Origin of the sequence: Spiroplasma endosymbiont of Lasioglossum villosulum, from assembly GCF_964020195.1 — a bacterium.
GTDB lineage: Bacteria > Bacillota_I > Bacilli_A > Mycoplasmatales > VBWQ01 > Spiroplasma_E > Spiroplasma_E ixodetis_A.
In genome coordinates, this window is record NZ_OZ026539.1 from 1,091,687 (window position 1) to 1,107,160 (window position 15,474).

The 15,474-nt window shown below is 23.3% G+C and carries 24 protein-coding genes; 20 read left to right on the top strand and 4 right to left on the bottom strand.

What is annotated here, in order from left to right; all coding sequences use genetic code 4:
* Nucleotides 1-150 precede the first annotated feature (150 nt).
* On the bottom strand, nucleotides 151-2,265 hold the full coding sequence (locus AACK81_RS06215) for a polyribonucleotide nucleotidyltransferase (protein WP_338960688.1): 2,115 nt from the start codon (nucleotides 2,263-2,265) through the stop codon (nucleotides 151-153).
* A 106-nt stretch (nucleotides 2,266-2,371) separates the two neighbouring features.
* Between AACK81_RS06215 and AACK81_RS06220 the strand changes: the two genes are divergently transcribed.
* Nucleotides 2,372-2,707 carry a rhodanese-like domain-containing protein gene (locus AACK81_RS06220; RefSeq protein ID WP_338960691.1) on the top strand — a complete coding sequence of 112 codons (336 nt, stop codon included), beginning with the start codon at nucleotides 2,372-2,374 and terminating at the stop codon, nucleotides 2,705-2,707.
* A 1-nt stretch (nucleotide 2,708) separates the two neighbouring features.
* Here the strand turns inward: AACK81_RS06220 and AACK81_RS06225 are convergent, their stop codons facing one another.
* Genes AACK81_RS06225 through AACK81_RS06235 form a run of 3 tightly spaced genes read right to left on the bottom strand, consistent with a single transcriptional unit; the run spans nucleotide 2,709 to nucleotide 4,380 of the window.
* On the bottom strand, nucleotides 2,709-3,107 hold the full coding sequence (locus tag AACK81_RS06225) for a hypothetical protein (RefSeq protein WP_281749171.1): 399 nt from the start codon (nucleotides 3,105-3,107) through the stop codon (nucleotides 2,709-2,711).
* Nucleotides 3,108-3,145: 38 nt separating this feature from the next.
* Nucleotides 3,146-3,961: an NAD(+)/NADH kinase gene (locus AACK81_RS06230; protein ID WP_338960695.1), complete on the bottom strand. Its 816-nt coding sequence runs from the start codon at nucleotides 3,959-3,961 to the stop codon at nucleotides 3,146-3,148.
* A 23-nt stretch (nucleotides 3,962-3,984) separates the two neighbouring features.
* Nucleotides 3,985-4,380, bottom strand: a complete 396-nt coding sequence (locus tag AACK81_RS06235; RefSeq protein WP_174481244.1) for a Spx/MgsR family RNA polymerase-binding regulatory protein — start codon at nucleotides 4,378-4,380, stop codon at nucleotides 3,985-3,987.
* Between the two features lie 398 nt (nucleotides 4,381-4,778).
* Here AACK81_RS06235 and AACK81_RS06240 point away from each other — a divergent pair, with 398 nt between their 5' ends.
* The 19 genes from AACK81_RS06240 (at nucleotide 4,779) to AACK81_RS06330 (ending at nucleotide 14,945) form a co-directional block, all read left to right on the top strand.
* Nucleotides 4,779-4,961: a hypothetical protein gene (locus AACK81_RS06240; RefSeq protein WP_338960698.1), complete on the top strand. Its 183-nt coding sequence runs from the start codon at nucleotides 4,779-4,781 to the stop codon at nucleotides 4,959-4,961.
* Nucleotides 4,962-5,720: 759 nt separating this feature from the next.
* Nucleotides 5,721-6,239: a hypothetical protein gene (locus AACK81_RS06245; protein ID WP_338960700.1), complete on the top strand. Its 519-nt coding sequence runs from the start codon at nucleotides 5,721-5,723 to the stop codon at nucleotides 6,237-6,239.
* Nucleotides 6,211-6,381, top strand: coding sequence for a hypothetical protein (locus tag AACK81_RS06250; protein ID WP_338960703.1), 171 nt, complete (start codon nucleotides 6,211-6,213; stop codon nucleotides 6,379-6,381). Before AACK81_RS06245 ends, AACK81_RS06250 begins: the two co-directional genes overlap by 29 nt.
* Nucleotides 6,374-6,577 carry a hypothetical protein gene (locus tag AACK81_RS06255; protein WP_338960705.1) on the top strand — a complete coding sequence of 68 codons (204 nt, stop codon included), beginning with the start codon at nucleotides 6,374-6,376 and terminating at the stop codon, nucleotides 6,575-6,577. Before AACK81_RS06250 ends, AACK81_RS06255 begins: the two co-directional genes overlap by 8 nt.
* Before the next feature lie 8 nt (nucleotides 6,578-6,585).
* The gene (locus AACK81_RS06260; protein ID WP_338960708.1) at nucleotides 6,586-6,777 is read left to right on the top strand and encodes a hypothetical protein; all 192 of its coding nucleotides are present in this window, start codon (nucleotides 6,586-6,588) and stop codon (nucleotides 6,775-6,777) included.
* An 81-nt stretch (nucleotides 6,778-6,858) separates the two neighbouring features.
* Entirely contained in the window at nucleotides 6,859-7,062 is a 204-nt protein-coding gene (locus AACK81_RS06265; protein ID WP_338960710.1) for a hypothetical protein, read from the top strand.
* Entirely contained in the window at nucleotides 7,052-7,345 is a 294-nt protein-coding gene (locus AACK81_RS06270; protein ID WP_338960712.1) for a hypothetical protein, read from the top strand. Before AACK81_RS06265 ends, AACK81_RS06270 begins: the two co-directional genes overlap by 11 nt.
* A gap of 3 nt (nucleotides 7,346-7,348) precedes the next feature.
* Nucleotides 7,349-7,510 carry a hypothetical protein gene (locus AACK81_RS06275; RefSeq protein WP_338960714.1) on the top strand — a complete coding sequence of 54 codons (162 nt, stop codon included), beginning with the start codon at nucleotides 7,349-7,351 and terminating at the stop codon, nucleotides 7,508-7,510.
* Nucleotides 7,510-7,863 carry a hypothetical protein gene (locus AACK81_RS06280; RefSeq protein ID WP_338960716.1) on the top strand — a complete coding sequence of 118 codons (354 nt, stop codon included), beginning with the start codon at nucleotides 7,510-7,512 and terminating at the stop codon, nucleotides 7,861-7,863. The genes AACK81_RS06275 and AACK81_RS06280 overlap by 1 nt, the downstream gene beginning before the upstream one ends.
* Before the next feature lie 101 nt (nucleotides 7,864-7,964).
* On the top strand, nucleotides 7,965-8,096 hold the full coding sequence (locus tag AACK81_RS06285; protein WP_338960719.1) for a hypothetical protein: 132 nt from the start codon (nucleotides 7,965-7,967) through the stop codon (nucleotides 8,094-8,096).
* The gene (locus tag AACK81_RS06290; RefSeq protein ID WP_338960722.1) at nucleotides 8,096-8,332 is read left to right on the top strand and encodes a hypothetical protein; all 237 of its coding nucleotides are present in this window, start codon (nucleotides 8,096-8,098) and stop codon (nucleotides 8,330-8,332) included. The genes AACK81_RS06285 and AACK81_RS06290 overlap by 1 nt, the downstream gene beginning before the upstream one ends.
* Before the next feature lie 105 nt (nucleotides 8,333-8,437).
* Nucleotides 8,438-9,199, top strand: a complete 762-nt coding sequence (locus AACK81_RS06295) for a hypothetical protein (protein ID WP_338960724.1) — start codon at nucleotides 8,438-8,440, stop codon at nucleotides 9,197-9,199.
* A gap of 16 nt (nucleotides 9,200-9,215) precedes the next feature.
* Nucleotides 9,216-9,371, top strand: coding sequence for a hypothetical protein (locus tag AACK81_RS06300; protein WP_338960727.1), 156 nt, complete (start codon nucleotides 9,216-9,218; stop codon nucleotides 9,369-9,371).
* Between the two features lie 36 nt (nucleotides 9,372-9,407).
* Complete coding sequence (locus AACK81_RS06305) at nucleotides 9,408-9,596, top strand: hypothetical protein (protein ID WP_174481134.1); 189 nt, start codon at nucleotides 9,408-9,410, stop codon at nucleotides 9,594-9,596.
* Between the two features lies 1 nt (nucleotide 9,597).
* The gene (locus AACK81_RS06310) at nucleotides 9,598-9,783 is read left to right on the top strand and encodes a hypothetical protein (RefSeq protein ID WP_338960729.1); all 186 of its coding nucleotides are present in this window, start codon (nucleotides 9,598-9,600) and stop codon (nucleotides 9,781-9,783) included.
* A 17-nt stretch (nucleotides 9,784-9,800) separates the two neighbouring features.
* Complete coding sequence (locus AACK81_RS06315) at nucleotides 9,801-10,175, top strand: hypothetical protein (RefSeq protein ID WP_338960732.1); 375 nt, start codon at nucleotides 9,801-9,803, stop codon at nucleotides 10,173-10,175.
* Nucleotides 10,176-10,193: 18 nt separating this feature from the next.
* Nucleotides 10,194-11,375 carry a hypothetical protein gene (locus tag AACK81_RS06320; protein ID WP_338960734.1) on the top strand — a complete coding sequence of 394 codons (1,182 nt, stop codon included), beginning with the start codon at nucleotides 10,194-10,196 and terminating at the stop codon, nucleotides 11,373-11,375.
* A 15-nt stretch (nucleotides 11,376-11,390) separates the two neighbouring features.
* Nucleotides 11,391-13,088, top strand: coding sequence for a hypothetical protein (locus tag AACK81_RS06325; RefSeq protein WP_338960735.1), 1,698 nt, complete (start codon nucleotides 11,391-11,393; stop codon nucleotides 13,086-13,088).
* A gap of 3 nt (nucleotides 13,089-13,091) precedes the next feature.
* Complete coding sequence (locus tag AACK81_RS06330; protein ID WP_338960737.1) at nucleotides 13,092-14,945, top strand: hypothetical protein; 1,854 nt, start codon at nucleotides 13,092-13,094, stop codon at nucleotides 14,943-14,945.
* The last annotated feature ends 529 nt before the right edge of the window (nucleotides 14,946-15,474 follow it).

The window sequence follows — 15,474 nt, forward strand, 5'->3', positions numbered from 1 at the left end:
TTTTATTTTATAAAATTTAATATCTTAGAAGAACATAAAAATTAAAATTTTAACTTAAATTCCCAAGATGCTGCTATATTATGTTATTAGTATTTTAACACTAATTTAATAATAAAACTGTAATTAATTTTCATTAAAAATAGTTTCAAATTATTTATCAATAATTTCTAAACTAAGCTTACTATTATCTTCAACTTTAATTACTCGAACTTTAATTATATCATTAATTTTAACGACATTATTTAAATTATCAATACGTTTATTAAATTTTTTTGAAAATTCTGAAATATGAATTAAACCATCAATCTTATCTTGTAAATTAACAAAAACACCAAAATTAACAATTTTTACAACTTTACTATCAAATTCAGAACCGATTTTAATTTGAACAGGATTAACAATACTTTCAATAATTTGTCAAGCTTTATCAATGGCTGATTGTTCATTATGATAAATCATCAATCGTCCATCATCTTCAATATCAATTTTAACATTATCACAGTCGGTAATAATTTTATTAATAACTTTCCCACCAACACCAATAATATCACGAATTTTATCAATTGGAATTAACTTTTGAATAATTTTTGGAGCATTAGGTGCCAATGTAGTTCTAGGCTTTTTAATTACTTCATTCATGTTTGCTAATACTTGTAATCTCGCAACTCTGGCTTTTTCCAAAGCTTGTGTAATAATATTAAAATCAATACCAGTAATTTTAATATCCATTTGTAAAGCACAAATACCATTGGCTGTTCCTGCCACTTTAAAATCCATATCACCTAAGTGATCTTCTAATCCTTGAATGTCAGTTAAAATTGTAAAATCTTTTTCTTCTTTAATTAAACCCATGGCAATACCAGCAATTGCAGCTCTAATTGGTACACCACCAGCCATTAATGCCATTGATGAAGCACAAATTGCTGCTTGTGAAGTTGAACCATTTGATGCTAATACTTCTGATACTAATCTAATTGTATAAGGGAAATCTTTTTCAAGAGGAATAATTTGTAATAATGCTTTTTCACCAAGGGCGCCATGACCAATCTCACGTCGTGAAGGAACACCCATTCTTCCGGTTTCACCAACAGAAAATGGAGAAAAATTATAATGATGAATAAAACGTTTATACTCTTCTTTACCTAATCCATCAATAATTTGATGTTCAGCAAGTGCACCCAACGTTAAAACTGATAAAACTTGTGTTTCACCACGAGTAAACATTGCACTACCATGAACAATAGGTAAAACATCAATCATACTTGTTAATTTTCTAATATCATCAGCTTTTCGTCCATCAACTCGTACATTATTTTTTAAAATCATAGTACGCATTGCTTTTTGTAATAATTGATCAATACTTTTGCATAAATTATGAATAGTTGTTTCTTCACCAATATTTAAAACTTCTTGATTAAATTCATTTTTAAAACTTTGAAATGTTTCTTCAACTAAATTTTTAATCAAGTTGCTTCGACTTTTTTTATCAACAGTAGTACTAATTTTACTAATTTGTGATTGACAATTTGTTTCTACAAATTGTTCAATATTAACAGGAATTAATGCTAACTGTGGCTCAAATTTATTTGGTTTTAATTTTTCAATGATACTTTCTTGAAAAATTATTAATTTAATAATATGTTCATGTGCAAATTTTAATGCTTTAATCATATCTTTTTCTAAAATATCATGACATCCTGCTTCAACCATATTGATGGCATCTTTTGTTCCACCAACAATTAATTCCATTTTTGAATTTAATAATTGCTCTTGTGTTGGATTAAGGACAAGTTCATCATTTATTTTACCAACAACAACAGTAGCACTAGGACCCTGAAATGGCAAACTACTTAATCCTAAAGCAAGTGAAGTCCCAAAAGCTGCATTTACTCTAACATCACAAGCATCATCTAACGCAAAAACATTATTTACAACTTGCACTTCATTAACAAAACCTTTTGGAAATAATGGACGAATTGAACGATCAATTAATCTAGCACATAGTGTTGCATATTCACTAGGTCGACCTTCACGCTTTAAAAAACCACCCGGAATCTTACCAACTGAATATAACTTTTCTTGAAAAACTATTTGTAATGGAAAAAAATCTTGATTATTAATAACTTCATTATAAGATACAGTTGTTAATACAACTGTATTTCCATAAGTAATTTTTACTGATTTTTCTGCTAAATTAGCCATTGTACCTAATTCAACAATTAATTCATATTTTCCTTCTTTAAAAAGGAATTTTTCTTTTAACATTATTTTACTCCTTAACTTCCATTTTTTGTCGCAACTATGAGCATTATAGCATAATAAAATGTTAAAATAAGTTATAGAACAATTTTATTTTAGGAGGTCATAACTTATGTTTAAATATAAAATACAAAATGAAATTTCAATTTCAAATAAAGACTTTGATAAAATTAAAAATAAAGCTTTAATTATTGATGTTCGTGATGTTGCTGAATATCAAATTTTAAAAAAAATAACAAATGATAATGGTGAACTTAATATTGTTAATATTCCTTACTATGATTTGATTAAAAATCCTAGTAAATATATTGAAAACAAAAATCAAGTGATTATAACTATTTGTAATGCAGGAAATCGTTCAACTGCTGCTGCACTAACACTCAGAGAATTGGGCTATACTAACACTTATGTTTTAATTAATGGTATTTATGGATATTACAAAAAATAACTTATTTCTCATTATTTAATTTAATAAGATCATTAATAGCAATACTTAAATTATTACAATAAGTTCCTAGGACTAAACTAACACTATCGTCTTGGTCTAAAATACCACGATTTTTAATTTTTTTAAGATTATTAAAATTAATTTTTGAATGATCAATAATCTCTACCTTAATTTTATTTGCTGTTGCTGTTGTCCCTTTAATATTATCAATTCCTCCTAAATCAACAATAAAATTTTGTAATTTAAATGGGAATTTTTGTGGTTTATTAATGGGTTTTAAACTACTTTCTTGTTGATTGCGTAATTTTTTAGCTGTACTAACATTTCATATTCAAATCCCAATACTAGCCACAGCAAATAACAATGCAATAACTAATAATACTATTTGTCAAATTGGCATGATTACCTTCCTTAATTAATATATTTTTAAATATTTTCTTAATCTTCTTGAATAAAAGCTTTTTTTACTTTAGCAAGTAAAGAATAATGATTAAGTCGATATTCTAAAACTTGTAACGTTAATTTTGATAATTTAATTGTTACCTTATCATTTAGTTTATCATTAAAATCAAAAGTATCAACAATTAATTTTCCAAAATCGCTCAATTTACTATCTTTTTGAATATTTTTCAAAGTAATTTCATGATTTTCATCCAAAATTAGTGGTGAATTTAAACTGCGATAACTATTATTAGCTACTGGAGCAATTTCATGAAATTGCATTAAGTTATGATTTGAAATTAAAACAGCACCACCAAGTGATTTCATTAAACCCGTCGAACCAGTTCTTGTTGCAATAACTAAACCAGAACCACGAAAGTTTTCAAATAATTGATTATTAATTAACACTTGACATGAAAGAGTTGTTGTTAAATTAACAAATTTAACTTCATTAATAGCATATAAAATCTTATTATTAATATTTACTTCTAATAATGAAAATTTATTTACTATTAAATTATTATCATTTTTATCAATTCACATTAATACTTTGTCAACTTCTGTGTTTAAAAAGTTTTCATAAAAACCAAGATTACCACATTTAAAACTAACAAACTTAACAGTATTGAGTATATTATTATAATCATGAACAGCTTTTAAAAATGTTCCATCACCACCAATAATAAAAACAATATCTGGAAAAGAAGTATCTTCAAGTGCTTTAAGGGCCAATAACTTGGCCCTTAATTCCTTAGCTAATGATTGAGAATTCTCATATTTATTAGCAATAATTGTAAATTTATAATTTTTCATCATGTATTCCAATCATATTTCAATTAAAATATTTCACAAGAATCTTCAAATTCGTTTTCAATAGAACCACGTAAAAATAATTCAATCTCATCTTCATTATAACCAATTTGAATACGTTGTTTATTTTCTTGAACAATAATTGGACGTTTTAAAACAGTTGGTGAAGTTTTAATTAAATCAAAAACTTGTAACATTGTTAACTTTTCAATATTAATAGCATGTGTTTTAATAAACTTTGCTCTTGTTGAAATAATATCACCAACACCATTTGGTACAAATCTTAATAATAATTTAATTTCAGTATCGGTCAATGGATTATGGATAATATTACGTTTAATATATGGAATTTTATGTTTATCAAAAAATTGAATAACTTTTTTTGAAGACAAACAACTTGGCGAAACATATATTTTAATCATGACAATACCCCTCTTTGCTTTTAGACTACATTTGATTTAAATACTCTTTTTTAAAATTAATATTTTTTTATCTTTAAAAGATAAAAGTTAATAAACTCTACATTACTATAATAATATATATTTCCACACTATCTTTGACCAAACTTAGAAAATAAGTACATGAAAGACCTTTTCCGCTATATCCTTCACCCACATATTATATCATATTATTTTTTGAAAAATAGATACTTTTATTCCTTAAATTTTATAAAAAAATTTAACATATATTTTACTGTCAAATTTTATTTATAATTTGAATTATAATATAATCAAATTATAAAATTAAATTTTCTTTATTTTAAAGTAAATAATTAAAAATAAATAATTTTTATGCATAAAAAACAAGGAGTTAACTAAACATGCCTATTCAAAATAATAACAGTAAATATTTTAAAGAATTCATAACTGGAACTATAATTAGTTCCACCGGAATATTATTAACTAGTCTTAGTTTATCAACTATTTTATTTTTTATGATAATACAAGAAATGGAAAAATCAAGGGAGGTTCCCAAAAAAGTAGGAAGATTAATTACTAGATAAATAAATTCTTTTGAATATTACCATTTAAAAATGATGATAGATAAATTAAATTCTCTTTTACCCTTAAATTTATATTCGACGTATTTTAAAAAATATATATTTAAATAAAATAAAAATTATTCTCAAAGTTATTATTAAGGAAAAAGACAAGAAATAATCTTGTCTTTTTTTTGTAATTGTAAAATTTTAAAATTTTTAATAAACCTCTTTAACGCTATTATCAACACGTGTTAGGGAACTAAAAAAGTGAACTACAACACAGTTGTTAAAAATAGTAGCTAGAACATGTGGACTTGCATGGATAAATAAAAAGTGGAGTGATACCTAATAAAATATACTAACCATTTAATGGTAATTCTTGGGGTGGGAGCGAATTGGAAACTAGTATATATAGACCTGTTTTAGGGACCTATTGTATTAATTCTATTCTTTATTTAACCAACCTTGCCACCCCCCAGTGAGCAAGTGTTGGTTTTATTTTTTATTTTTTTTTGAAAAATTTTTTGAGCGAGAAAATAAATTTCAAACTTGTAAAAAAAATTGAGCGGTGCCGGTTCAATTAAAGTATTAATTTGTTTAACACAAATTAAATAAATATTGAATCGAATGCCTCGATTTCTTTTTAAAATTTCACAATTTATTTTTGAGCCCAGAATTTCTGAAATTAATAAAACTAATAGTAGTATTATTAATAATCTAAAAATCAAAATATATGTTCTTTATGCTAGAAGCAACAGAACATATTAGGAAAGGATTATTATGCAAATAGAATTTAAAAAAGAACAAATTGTTAAAGATAAACCACAATCTATTATTATTGATTATGGTGAATATAAATTACAATGTCCAAAATGAATGGTTAAAAATAATAGTTTTATTGCTGATGATAAATATACATATTGAGTTTTTAATTTAGAAAATATTAAAAAAGAATTAAGTGGTAATGAATTAATAAAATTATTAGAACCATATATTAAAAACCAAAAAATAACTGTTAATAAACCAACTGCTCCAAAAGAATATTATCTTAATGATATAAAACTTGAACCATTAAAATTTTATGAACAGCATAATAGTTGATTTATGGGTGAAATAACAGATAACAAAACTAAAATTACTAATCCTTGTTTTAAATATAACATTACGTGAGAAGAAAACAGAAAATGTTTTAAAATAAATAATCCATATAAACATGATGATTTACCAATTAATTATATAGTTACTTCTTATAAGGAAATTTCAACTCATAATGAAAAAGTATTTTTGTTGAACATGTAAACAAAATAAATTAGATTATTTATTCTTTAATACTAATGATATAAAAACAAGAAAATATTTTTTAAGAGATAAAAATAGTAAAGCAATTTGTTATGACTGTATTTTAAATATTAAGTTAAGTAGGAGGTATAAATATGGATAAAGAATATTTAACTAAAAGAGGAACGATTTGCATACCAGACAGTGATGATATTGAATTTAAAATAGGGCTAATTAAACTGATTGATGATTTAAAAAAAGATAATTTAGTTTGTGGTCATAAAGAATTTATTGAAGAATATAAATATTGTTGATGTAATTGTGATTTAGAAATTATTAAAACGGTTATTAGAGCTTAACTTAATTAATGCAATATGACTTAATTATTGGAATTGACCCTGCTGGAATTGGTAATAATGGAATGGTTATATATTCAAGTGAAACTAATAATATTGTTTTTAATGAAACATTTAATACATTAACTGTTTTATGAACTAAAAATATGTATAAAGAAAAATTGCAATTAATTAAAGAAAAATTTATTGATAAAAAAATATAAGTTATTGTAGAAAATTTCTTTTTAAGTTCAAAACAATTATTAACTAATCCATTAGCAACACCTAAAATTATTGGTGCATTAATGGTATTAGTTCAAGATGTTTTTAACTGAGATTATCTAGAAAACCACCCAAAAAATAAAAATAAAATAACAAATTATAAAGGAAATATAAAATTAACAAAACATGAACAAGATGCTTATAAGCATATTCAATATTATTTAAAAAATCATAAGAAAATATTGATTTTTGATAATTATTTAAGGAATTCTAAAAATGAAAGATAAAGAAAATTATGTCAAATTAAAAGTAAAACTGAGTAACACTATTGAAGCAAAATATTACGAAAAAGGTAATAAGGAATTATATTATAGTGTTCATGGTCAATGAAATGGATTAAATTATGTTACTTTAATTTTTAATAACCCAAAACTTTATAGACGCTGTATTTTATTAAACAAAAATGATGAAATTATTGTAACTGGTCAAATCTTTAACACTTTAAATATTCTTAAAAATCGTGTATTTTGTTCAATTAATGTTAAATGATTTAAAAAATGAAAAGAGTAAAAAATGATATTATGAAAAATTTTATTAATAGTACCAATATTAATAACAAGTATAACACTAATAATATTTTTAATATTTATTATTAAAAAATTAAAAAATGAATATAAAGTATTGAAAATATTAAGTGAAATTGCTAATCAAATTAAAAATAAGGAGAATAAATAATGAATAGATGTACATGAACTGAAACAATAACATTTGAAAAATTTATTCATGAACCACATTATGATGAAATTAAAAATGAACAAAGACAAAGACAATGTGAAAATATGACAGAAGAGCAATTTGATGAATATTGTAGAGCATATTGTAAAGAACATAGAATTAAAGTTGATGAAATTAATAAATCAAGACATAAAAATTGTATTAATAAAGAAAAATTAGTATCTTTTTTATCTGAATTTTATAATAATTTTAATCAAGTTGAAGACAAATGATTTCAATCAAAAGCAGATACTTATGCAAATATATTAGAATATTTAGAAAGTAATGAATTTTATAATGATAATAAAAATTAAAAAAAATAATAAATGTGGTTATGGTAGAGTTTTTGCTCATAAATGTAATAACTTATGTAAACAAAAACAAAATAAAAGAGTTAGGAAAGAAAGGTTAAATTATGAATAAAGAAAAATTACTTGAATATATTAAAAATATAATAATTTTTGACAGACTTAAATTAACTAAAAAAATCGATTATAGTTTTTTAAATTTATTAATTGAAAAAATAAAAAACGGAGACTTTGACTAATGATAATATTACCTACTTTGTTTGAAAATAAAGATGAAATTGAAATATTGTCACCATTTCCAAAAGCAATTCATACAAGTAATGATATTAGAGCAATTATTTTAAAACAATACCCAAATGTTAAATCCAAACACATAATTGTTTCTGACCCAGAAAGTAATGTTGCATTAATAGTTGGTGATAATGATGTTTATCAAGGTTGAATTAAAGTAACAATTAAAAAATTAGAAAATTAAAAAAATTAAAATTAGAATTCATGAATTTGAATTATATGATTATCAAGTAAATACTTTATTAGATATTGTAAGAGAAATGTTAAAAGCAAATAAAGGAGAATAGAAATGGAAACAAATAATTATACATTAACAAAAATAATACGCTCTTCAATAAGTCCTTTAAGTGCAATGATTGGTACAAGTGCTTATTATGGTCAAGTAATAAGTAATCCAGTATTAGGTTCAATTAATAGTTTATTATTTGGTAAAAAATTAGGTTTAGATATATGAAATTTAAATCAAAGACCAAATACTAAAACTAAATTAATTAATAGTTCTAAAAAAATCTTATTAGGTTTAGGAACAATTGGTTTAGCAAATTATAGTAAATGAACAGAAAATAATATTAATCCTATTATTCCAACAACACCAATGCCAATAACTACTACAACTACAACTGAGGGTCCTCCATGATTACTATTAAATAAACAAGAAAATCAGTCATTAATGGATTGAGATACATATATTAGTTTAAATGCTTATGGTATATCAAATCTTATTAGTGGATTAACTGAGTTAATACCTAATAAATTTGAAACAATAAGAAAGATTTGTAATATGGCTACTGGTGGATGTTTAATTTCAAGTGGAGTTGCTATGGGTATTAATAATGATTTTAATAATGCTTATGCAGTACCTACCATAATTGCTGGTGCTTCTGAAATTATCAATAATTTATTACCTATGGAAACCACACATCATAATGAAGAAATGCAAGAAACAGCATTTAATCATGAAACTACAAGATTAATTAATGATAGTGTAAGTGAATATGGTACTACTAATCAATCAAATTTAAGATGAGATTATAGTCATATGAGTTTATAAAGGAGGTGAATAATTTATGAATAAAGAAAAATTACTTGAATATTACACTGAAATAATAAAAGATGCAAATAAAGAGGCAGAACATTTACAAAAAAAATTAGATGAATTAATAGTATCTGTACTTTGTTACCATAGAATGGTAGAAAAAATTAAAAATGGAGACTTTGATTAATAATTAAAAATAAATAGTTGAAAGGAAAATATTCTAATGAAAGAATTTTTACATGAATTAATAATTATTGGAACAAGTGTTGGAACATTAATTTGCAGAGAAATTATTGTTTTATTAAAAAGATTTATCACAACTCCAAAACATGTTAGAGCAAATAACAAAATTATAAAACATCAAAAAAAATTAGCAAAATTAAATGAAAAGATTAATAAAGGAGAAAAATAATATGAAAAAAATTGAATTTAATGAAAAATATAGAAAACAAGATATTAGTATTGATAGAGATTTTGATTTACATATTGATAATTGTTTTAAATTTTCTGATATCAATACATTAGAAAATGCTGTTAATGATTATAAAAAACTAATAAGTGAAATGCCACAATTAGTTAAAGATTGATTATTGGGATAAGATTAGGAGAATGTTAAATGTTAGAAAATGAAAATAATGTTCAACAAACAACTGAACCTTTAACTGAAAATAATGCTCAACAAGAAATAGAAAATAAAGTTAATGAAGCAGAAAATAAGTTAAATAAACTTAATCAAGAAATTAAAGAAAAAGAAATGATTAATATATTTAAAAAATATCAAGTTAAAACTGAATTTTATGATTTTTTAAAATTTAAAACAAGTAATCTAGAAAATTCAAAAATTGAAGAAACTATTAAAAAAATGATTAAAGAACAACCAGTATTTAAACAAACAATTAATACAGGTGGCAAACCACAAACAATAATAACAAATCAACAAAATTCAATAAAAAGTACATTATTGGATTATAAAAAAAATAATAATTTATAACAGAAAGGAAATCAAAAAATGGCAATACAATTCAATAAAAATTTAGATAATACCGAAAAATTAGTAGAAGCACCAGAGTTTATAGAATTTTATAAACAATCAAATTCACCATGAGCAAGTTTTTTTCCTATCGAAATGGTTAATTCAACAAAAATTGAATTTATAGTTAAAAAACCAAAAAATTCAGAAATTAAAGTATTAAAATGAAATGATAAAAGCAAAGGATTAGATGTTAGTTATGCTGAAACTATTAAAATTTTAAAAGAAATTAAAGAAGAAGCAGTTGCGGGTGAAATAATTGCTAATGTTGATTTAAATGCTGAAAATGGACAAAATTTATTAAATACAATGCAATATGAAGTTGCTAATGATTTAGCAGATTATTTAGCAAATAATGATACAAATGTAATTGCAAAATATGCAACTAAAATAGAAATTACTGATAAAGCATCAGTAGAATATTTAAAATCAATGTTAGATGCTTGAAATACTTTATTTCAATTAAGAAATAGTAATAATTGTCGTTTTTTTATTACTAATAATCTTTATGATAGTATTGTTTATTTAGCTAATAATAAAGGATTAATTACTGATAATCAGATTGCTCAACAATTAAGATTAAATGGAAATGATTTATATATTAAAGGTGTACTATGTCAAATTGTAATGGATGATTATATGACATTTACTGATAATAATGAAACTAAAATTATGTCTTTTGTTTTAGCAACACCAAGAGCAATGAAAAGATATATGTTACAAAATACAGTTGTATATGTTCAAGATATTGCTGATGGTAAAGTTGGAAGAAGATATTTAGTTGGTGGAGAAGTAACTGGTGAATCAATACCCTATATAACAGATGAAGAAACAACTTCACGCTGAATGTTATGTGCAATTGTTAATAATGATAAAACTGATTTAAAAACTAAGATTACAACTTTAACAATTGATATTACTGCAAATGTTAATAACAATAATAGTGAATTAAATACACAAATAAAAAGTACTAATGAACTTAAATCATTAAATCCATATTTAACAAATCCAACTATTAAATATTTTAGTGATGCACAAGGGAAAACTAATGTAAGTAATCAAAAACAAAAAGCAGGTGACTTATATATAACTATTACTGCAAATGTTAATGACTTAAATTATAAAGGAACAACTAATCCTATTAAAATAACTCTTAAATAAAGGAAATTAAATGCCATGCCAATTGGTACAACTAGTACAGCAATACTTTTAAACATAAATAAACCAAAACATACTAGAATAAGTAAACAACAAGAAAATAAAAGTTTTTGATGAGAAATTTTAGAAATGATTGGTGTACTAGTTATAGCAGTAGCACTTGCTCCTTTTACTGGTGGATTAAGTGAAAGTTTTGCACTTGGATTAGGTGCTAGTGATTTAGTTGCTAGTATTAGTGCTGTTGGTGTAGAGTTTTTAACTAATTTTACTATTAATCAAGTTTATGATTATTTAAAAGGAAATGTAACAAAATTAAATACTTTCTTTAATATACTTCCTGCATTTACTGGACTTAATAAAATTAGTCGTGGTTATCGTACAACTAAATTTATTAAATTAGCACAAAAAACTAAAACATTAGAACAAGTTGGAATTAAAGAAGTAAAAAACTTACAAGAAATTATTAGTCAAGTAAGTGGAAAAGAAATTTTAACAGATAAAATTATTGGTAATAAACGTTATTTAATGAATTATAGTTTTACTCCTAATCGTGAAACAGTATTACGAGATTTAGGTTATGTTGCTGAAAGACAATATAAGAATAATTTTCAAAAATTAGAAACAGAAAAATTAATGGAACACTTATTATTACAAAATACATTAATAAAATTAAGTCCCCAATTAACTCCTAAATTTAAAATTAAAGATATTGAAAAAGCAAATAACTTTTTAAAAAAATTTAATACTGATTTAAAAAAAGTACTATCTATGAATCCACATGATTGATTAAATTTAGTTCATACAATACATTCAGAAAATAGATATGGAAAAACTTTAATTTTAGATTTACAAAAAATTCGTGCTAATGCTATTAAATTTAATTTTAAAAATAATGTTATTAATCAACTTGTTTTAAAAGCAAATCAAACTTTTAAATATTTTGATATTAGATTTTATTTAAAAAAAGGTTTAAATAAATTTTGAAAAGATACACCATATTTTGAAAAAATACGAGAAAGTATATATAAATTACAAGAAAAATTTGAAAAATTAGAAAAACAAGTATTTGAAAAAATTCAGAAATTAAAAGAAAAAGCAACTGATTTATTTACTAGTGCAGAAAAAAGAACAATTAAACATGCACAATTAATTCCATTAAATTCCCCAGTATTTATGGGTTGTAAAATTCAACCTTTGTCATTAGATAAATGTGCAATTACTATTTATCATCGCAATCCTAAATATAAACCAATTACAGTTGTTGATAGTATTCTTAAAGCAAAAACTTTTGTTACTCAAATACATCCATTCCATTGATATCGTTGATATAGTGGTTGATACATTGGTTATGGCGTTAATCGTAATAAATGATTAAAAGCAATAGCATTTGCTCCACCAGTTTTACAACAAGTAATTAGAGATAGTTTTAAAGTATATAGAGAAATATTTAGAATAATAAGAACTTATTATAAAGTAGTAAATGTTATTAATAATCCTATTGAAAATATTAACAAATCATTTAAAAATGTTGGTTTAAAGTTTTCAGTTAATACTTTATTTGGTACTGGATTATTACATCATTTAGAAAAATTTGCATATAGTCAAGTTGCAGAAAAAGGTAAGAAAAAATTACAAAAAGAAATTATCCATATATCACATAGAAAAACTAAAACAAAAACTAAACATTATAAAAAAGCATTTTTTAAGGAATGATAAATTATGATTAATAAACTTTGAACTGGTGTCAGTCTAGAAAATTATAATAACTGATATCCATTAACTGGAAAAATTACAGAAACACCACAGCAATATATACAAACATGACCAAATGTTAATGATTGATTTAAAACTTTTGCTATTCGTGCTCAAAATGATATTAATGCTTATCTTGGTTTTATTTTATCTAAATTTCCTTTTGATAGTTTTAAAGATGAATTAATTAAAGAAACATTAAGAGATATGGTTTATGTAACCGCTGAACATTGAGTATTTAATCGTACACCAATTGAATTTAATGTTGATACTACTATTCAGTTTAATAATGGTAGTCAATTTAGTGCAAATAGTATTCCTACAATTAATGTTTGAGATTTAGTACCAAGTAGAATGAAAATATGGGCAAGACTAACAGAATTAAAACAAATATTATCAAATTATAATGATGATGAAATAGATGTTGAAAAAATTGATTTAAAAGCATTTTATACTAGAAATCAAGTTGATGAATTAATCGAACAACAAAAAGAATTTACATTATCAAAACAAATTAAATTATATGATGATTTAGTTGATGATAATGAAAATGAAATATATAGAGGTCCTGTTAGTAAATTTATTAATAAAGGTTATGTTGCAACTGATTATGATAAAGAAACTGAAACAATGATTTTAGATTGACCTGATGAAATTGGTACATTACCCCCCGAAGCATTACAAAATAATCCACAAATTGGTGATTATACGCATGCACCAACTTGTGATTTTTCTGCTAAACAACAAAAACGAATTACTACAAATGAAAATAATATTAAATTATTAGAAACTAAAGTTGATAATAATATCAAATCAATAGAAAATAAAATTGAGATTAATAAACAAAATATTGATGATATTAAAAATAACTGATTTAATATTGAAACTAGTCCATTATGAAAAGAGATATCTAATGAACTTTCAACTGATAATTTAAATAAAGAAATATTAGTAATATGAGGTTATACTTATGAGAGTGATATTTATAAATATAAATATACTAGAAAATCTATATTTAAATTAAATGAAGAATATGCAATAAAATCATATACTCTATTAGATACTTTTTATTCAGATAAAACTAATAATATTAGATTATATTTAACTTGCAGTAATTATAAAATTCGCGCTAGTGGTACACCCGGAACATATTATTCAACATTTATTTCTAAAATATATCAATATCAAGGAACTAGAACACCAACTGAATTTATATCGGAAGAAGGTACTGAACGTGATTATTATACAAAACTAGAAACTAATAATTTATTAGATAAAAAACAAAATAAATTAATTGCTGGTGAAAATATTAAAATTGATGAAAATAATAAAATTAGTGCTACTGGTGGAACTACAGATTTAACTGATTATTATAAAAAAGAAGAAGTAGATAAAAAATTAGAAGATACAAAATCACAATTTCCTATTGCATTTCAAATAAATGCTATAAGTCAAGAAATTCCTAATTTAGAAACTACTAATAAAACAGTTGCTGGTACTATTAATGAAAATAAATCAAATATTGATAAAAAACAAGATAAAGAAGTATGAAAAATAATAGGTAAAAGTTTTGATAATCGTACATGAGAAGATTTTGCTCTTAGTTTTAATAAATATTATAGAGTATTTATAACATGAGATAAACCACCTTTTAATCAAACAAGTGTAAAACTAAAAATAGAATTTAAATCTAGTTCTACTCATATAGGTGGAGATTATATGCTTGTTAAAGCTAAAATTGATAATGAAGATGCTTCATTAATTATTAAATTAGGAACTGTTAATAGAAAAAGCACAATTAATTATTATTGGAGGAAATAAACAATATTGAAATATATTTTCATTAGAAGAATTACAAGATACTATTAAAATAGATATTACACCAAAATTAAAAATTAATTCAAGAAGTTTAGAAACTAATGAAATTGAAGAAAATATTTGAGATATTGAATTAAAAAACAATCCAACACCATCTGAAACAGTTATTGCAACTACTGTTCTTTCTGCTGCTATTAGTGGTATTATAATTGGAGAGCTGGTGGTGCACCCGTTATTGCTCCTGTGCTTGCTGGTAGTATTATTGCGGTGGGAACGGTTTCTGCTATGACATATATAGTAGAAAAAATAAATGAGATAATTGACAAATTACTTATGATTTTCAAGAGAATAAACATTATAGAGTTTATTATTCTTGAAGTATATATAATCCAGTTTATACTATTCAAGAATTTATTATAACTGATAAAAAAATTGCTGGTATACAAATACAAACTTTTAATGATAGTGCTAATATAGTAATTTTATCAGTTCAACATGCAAAATGGATTACTATTTATACTGGAAAAGGTAA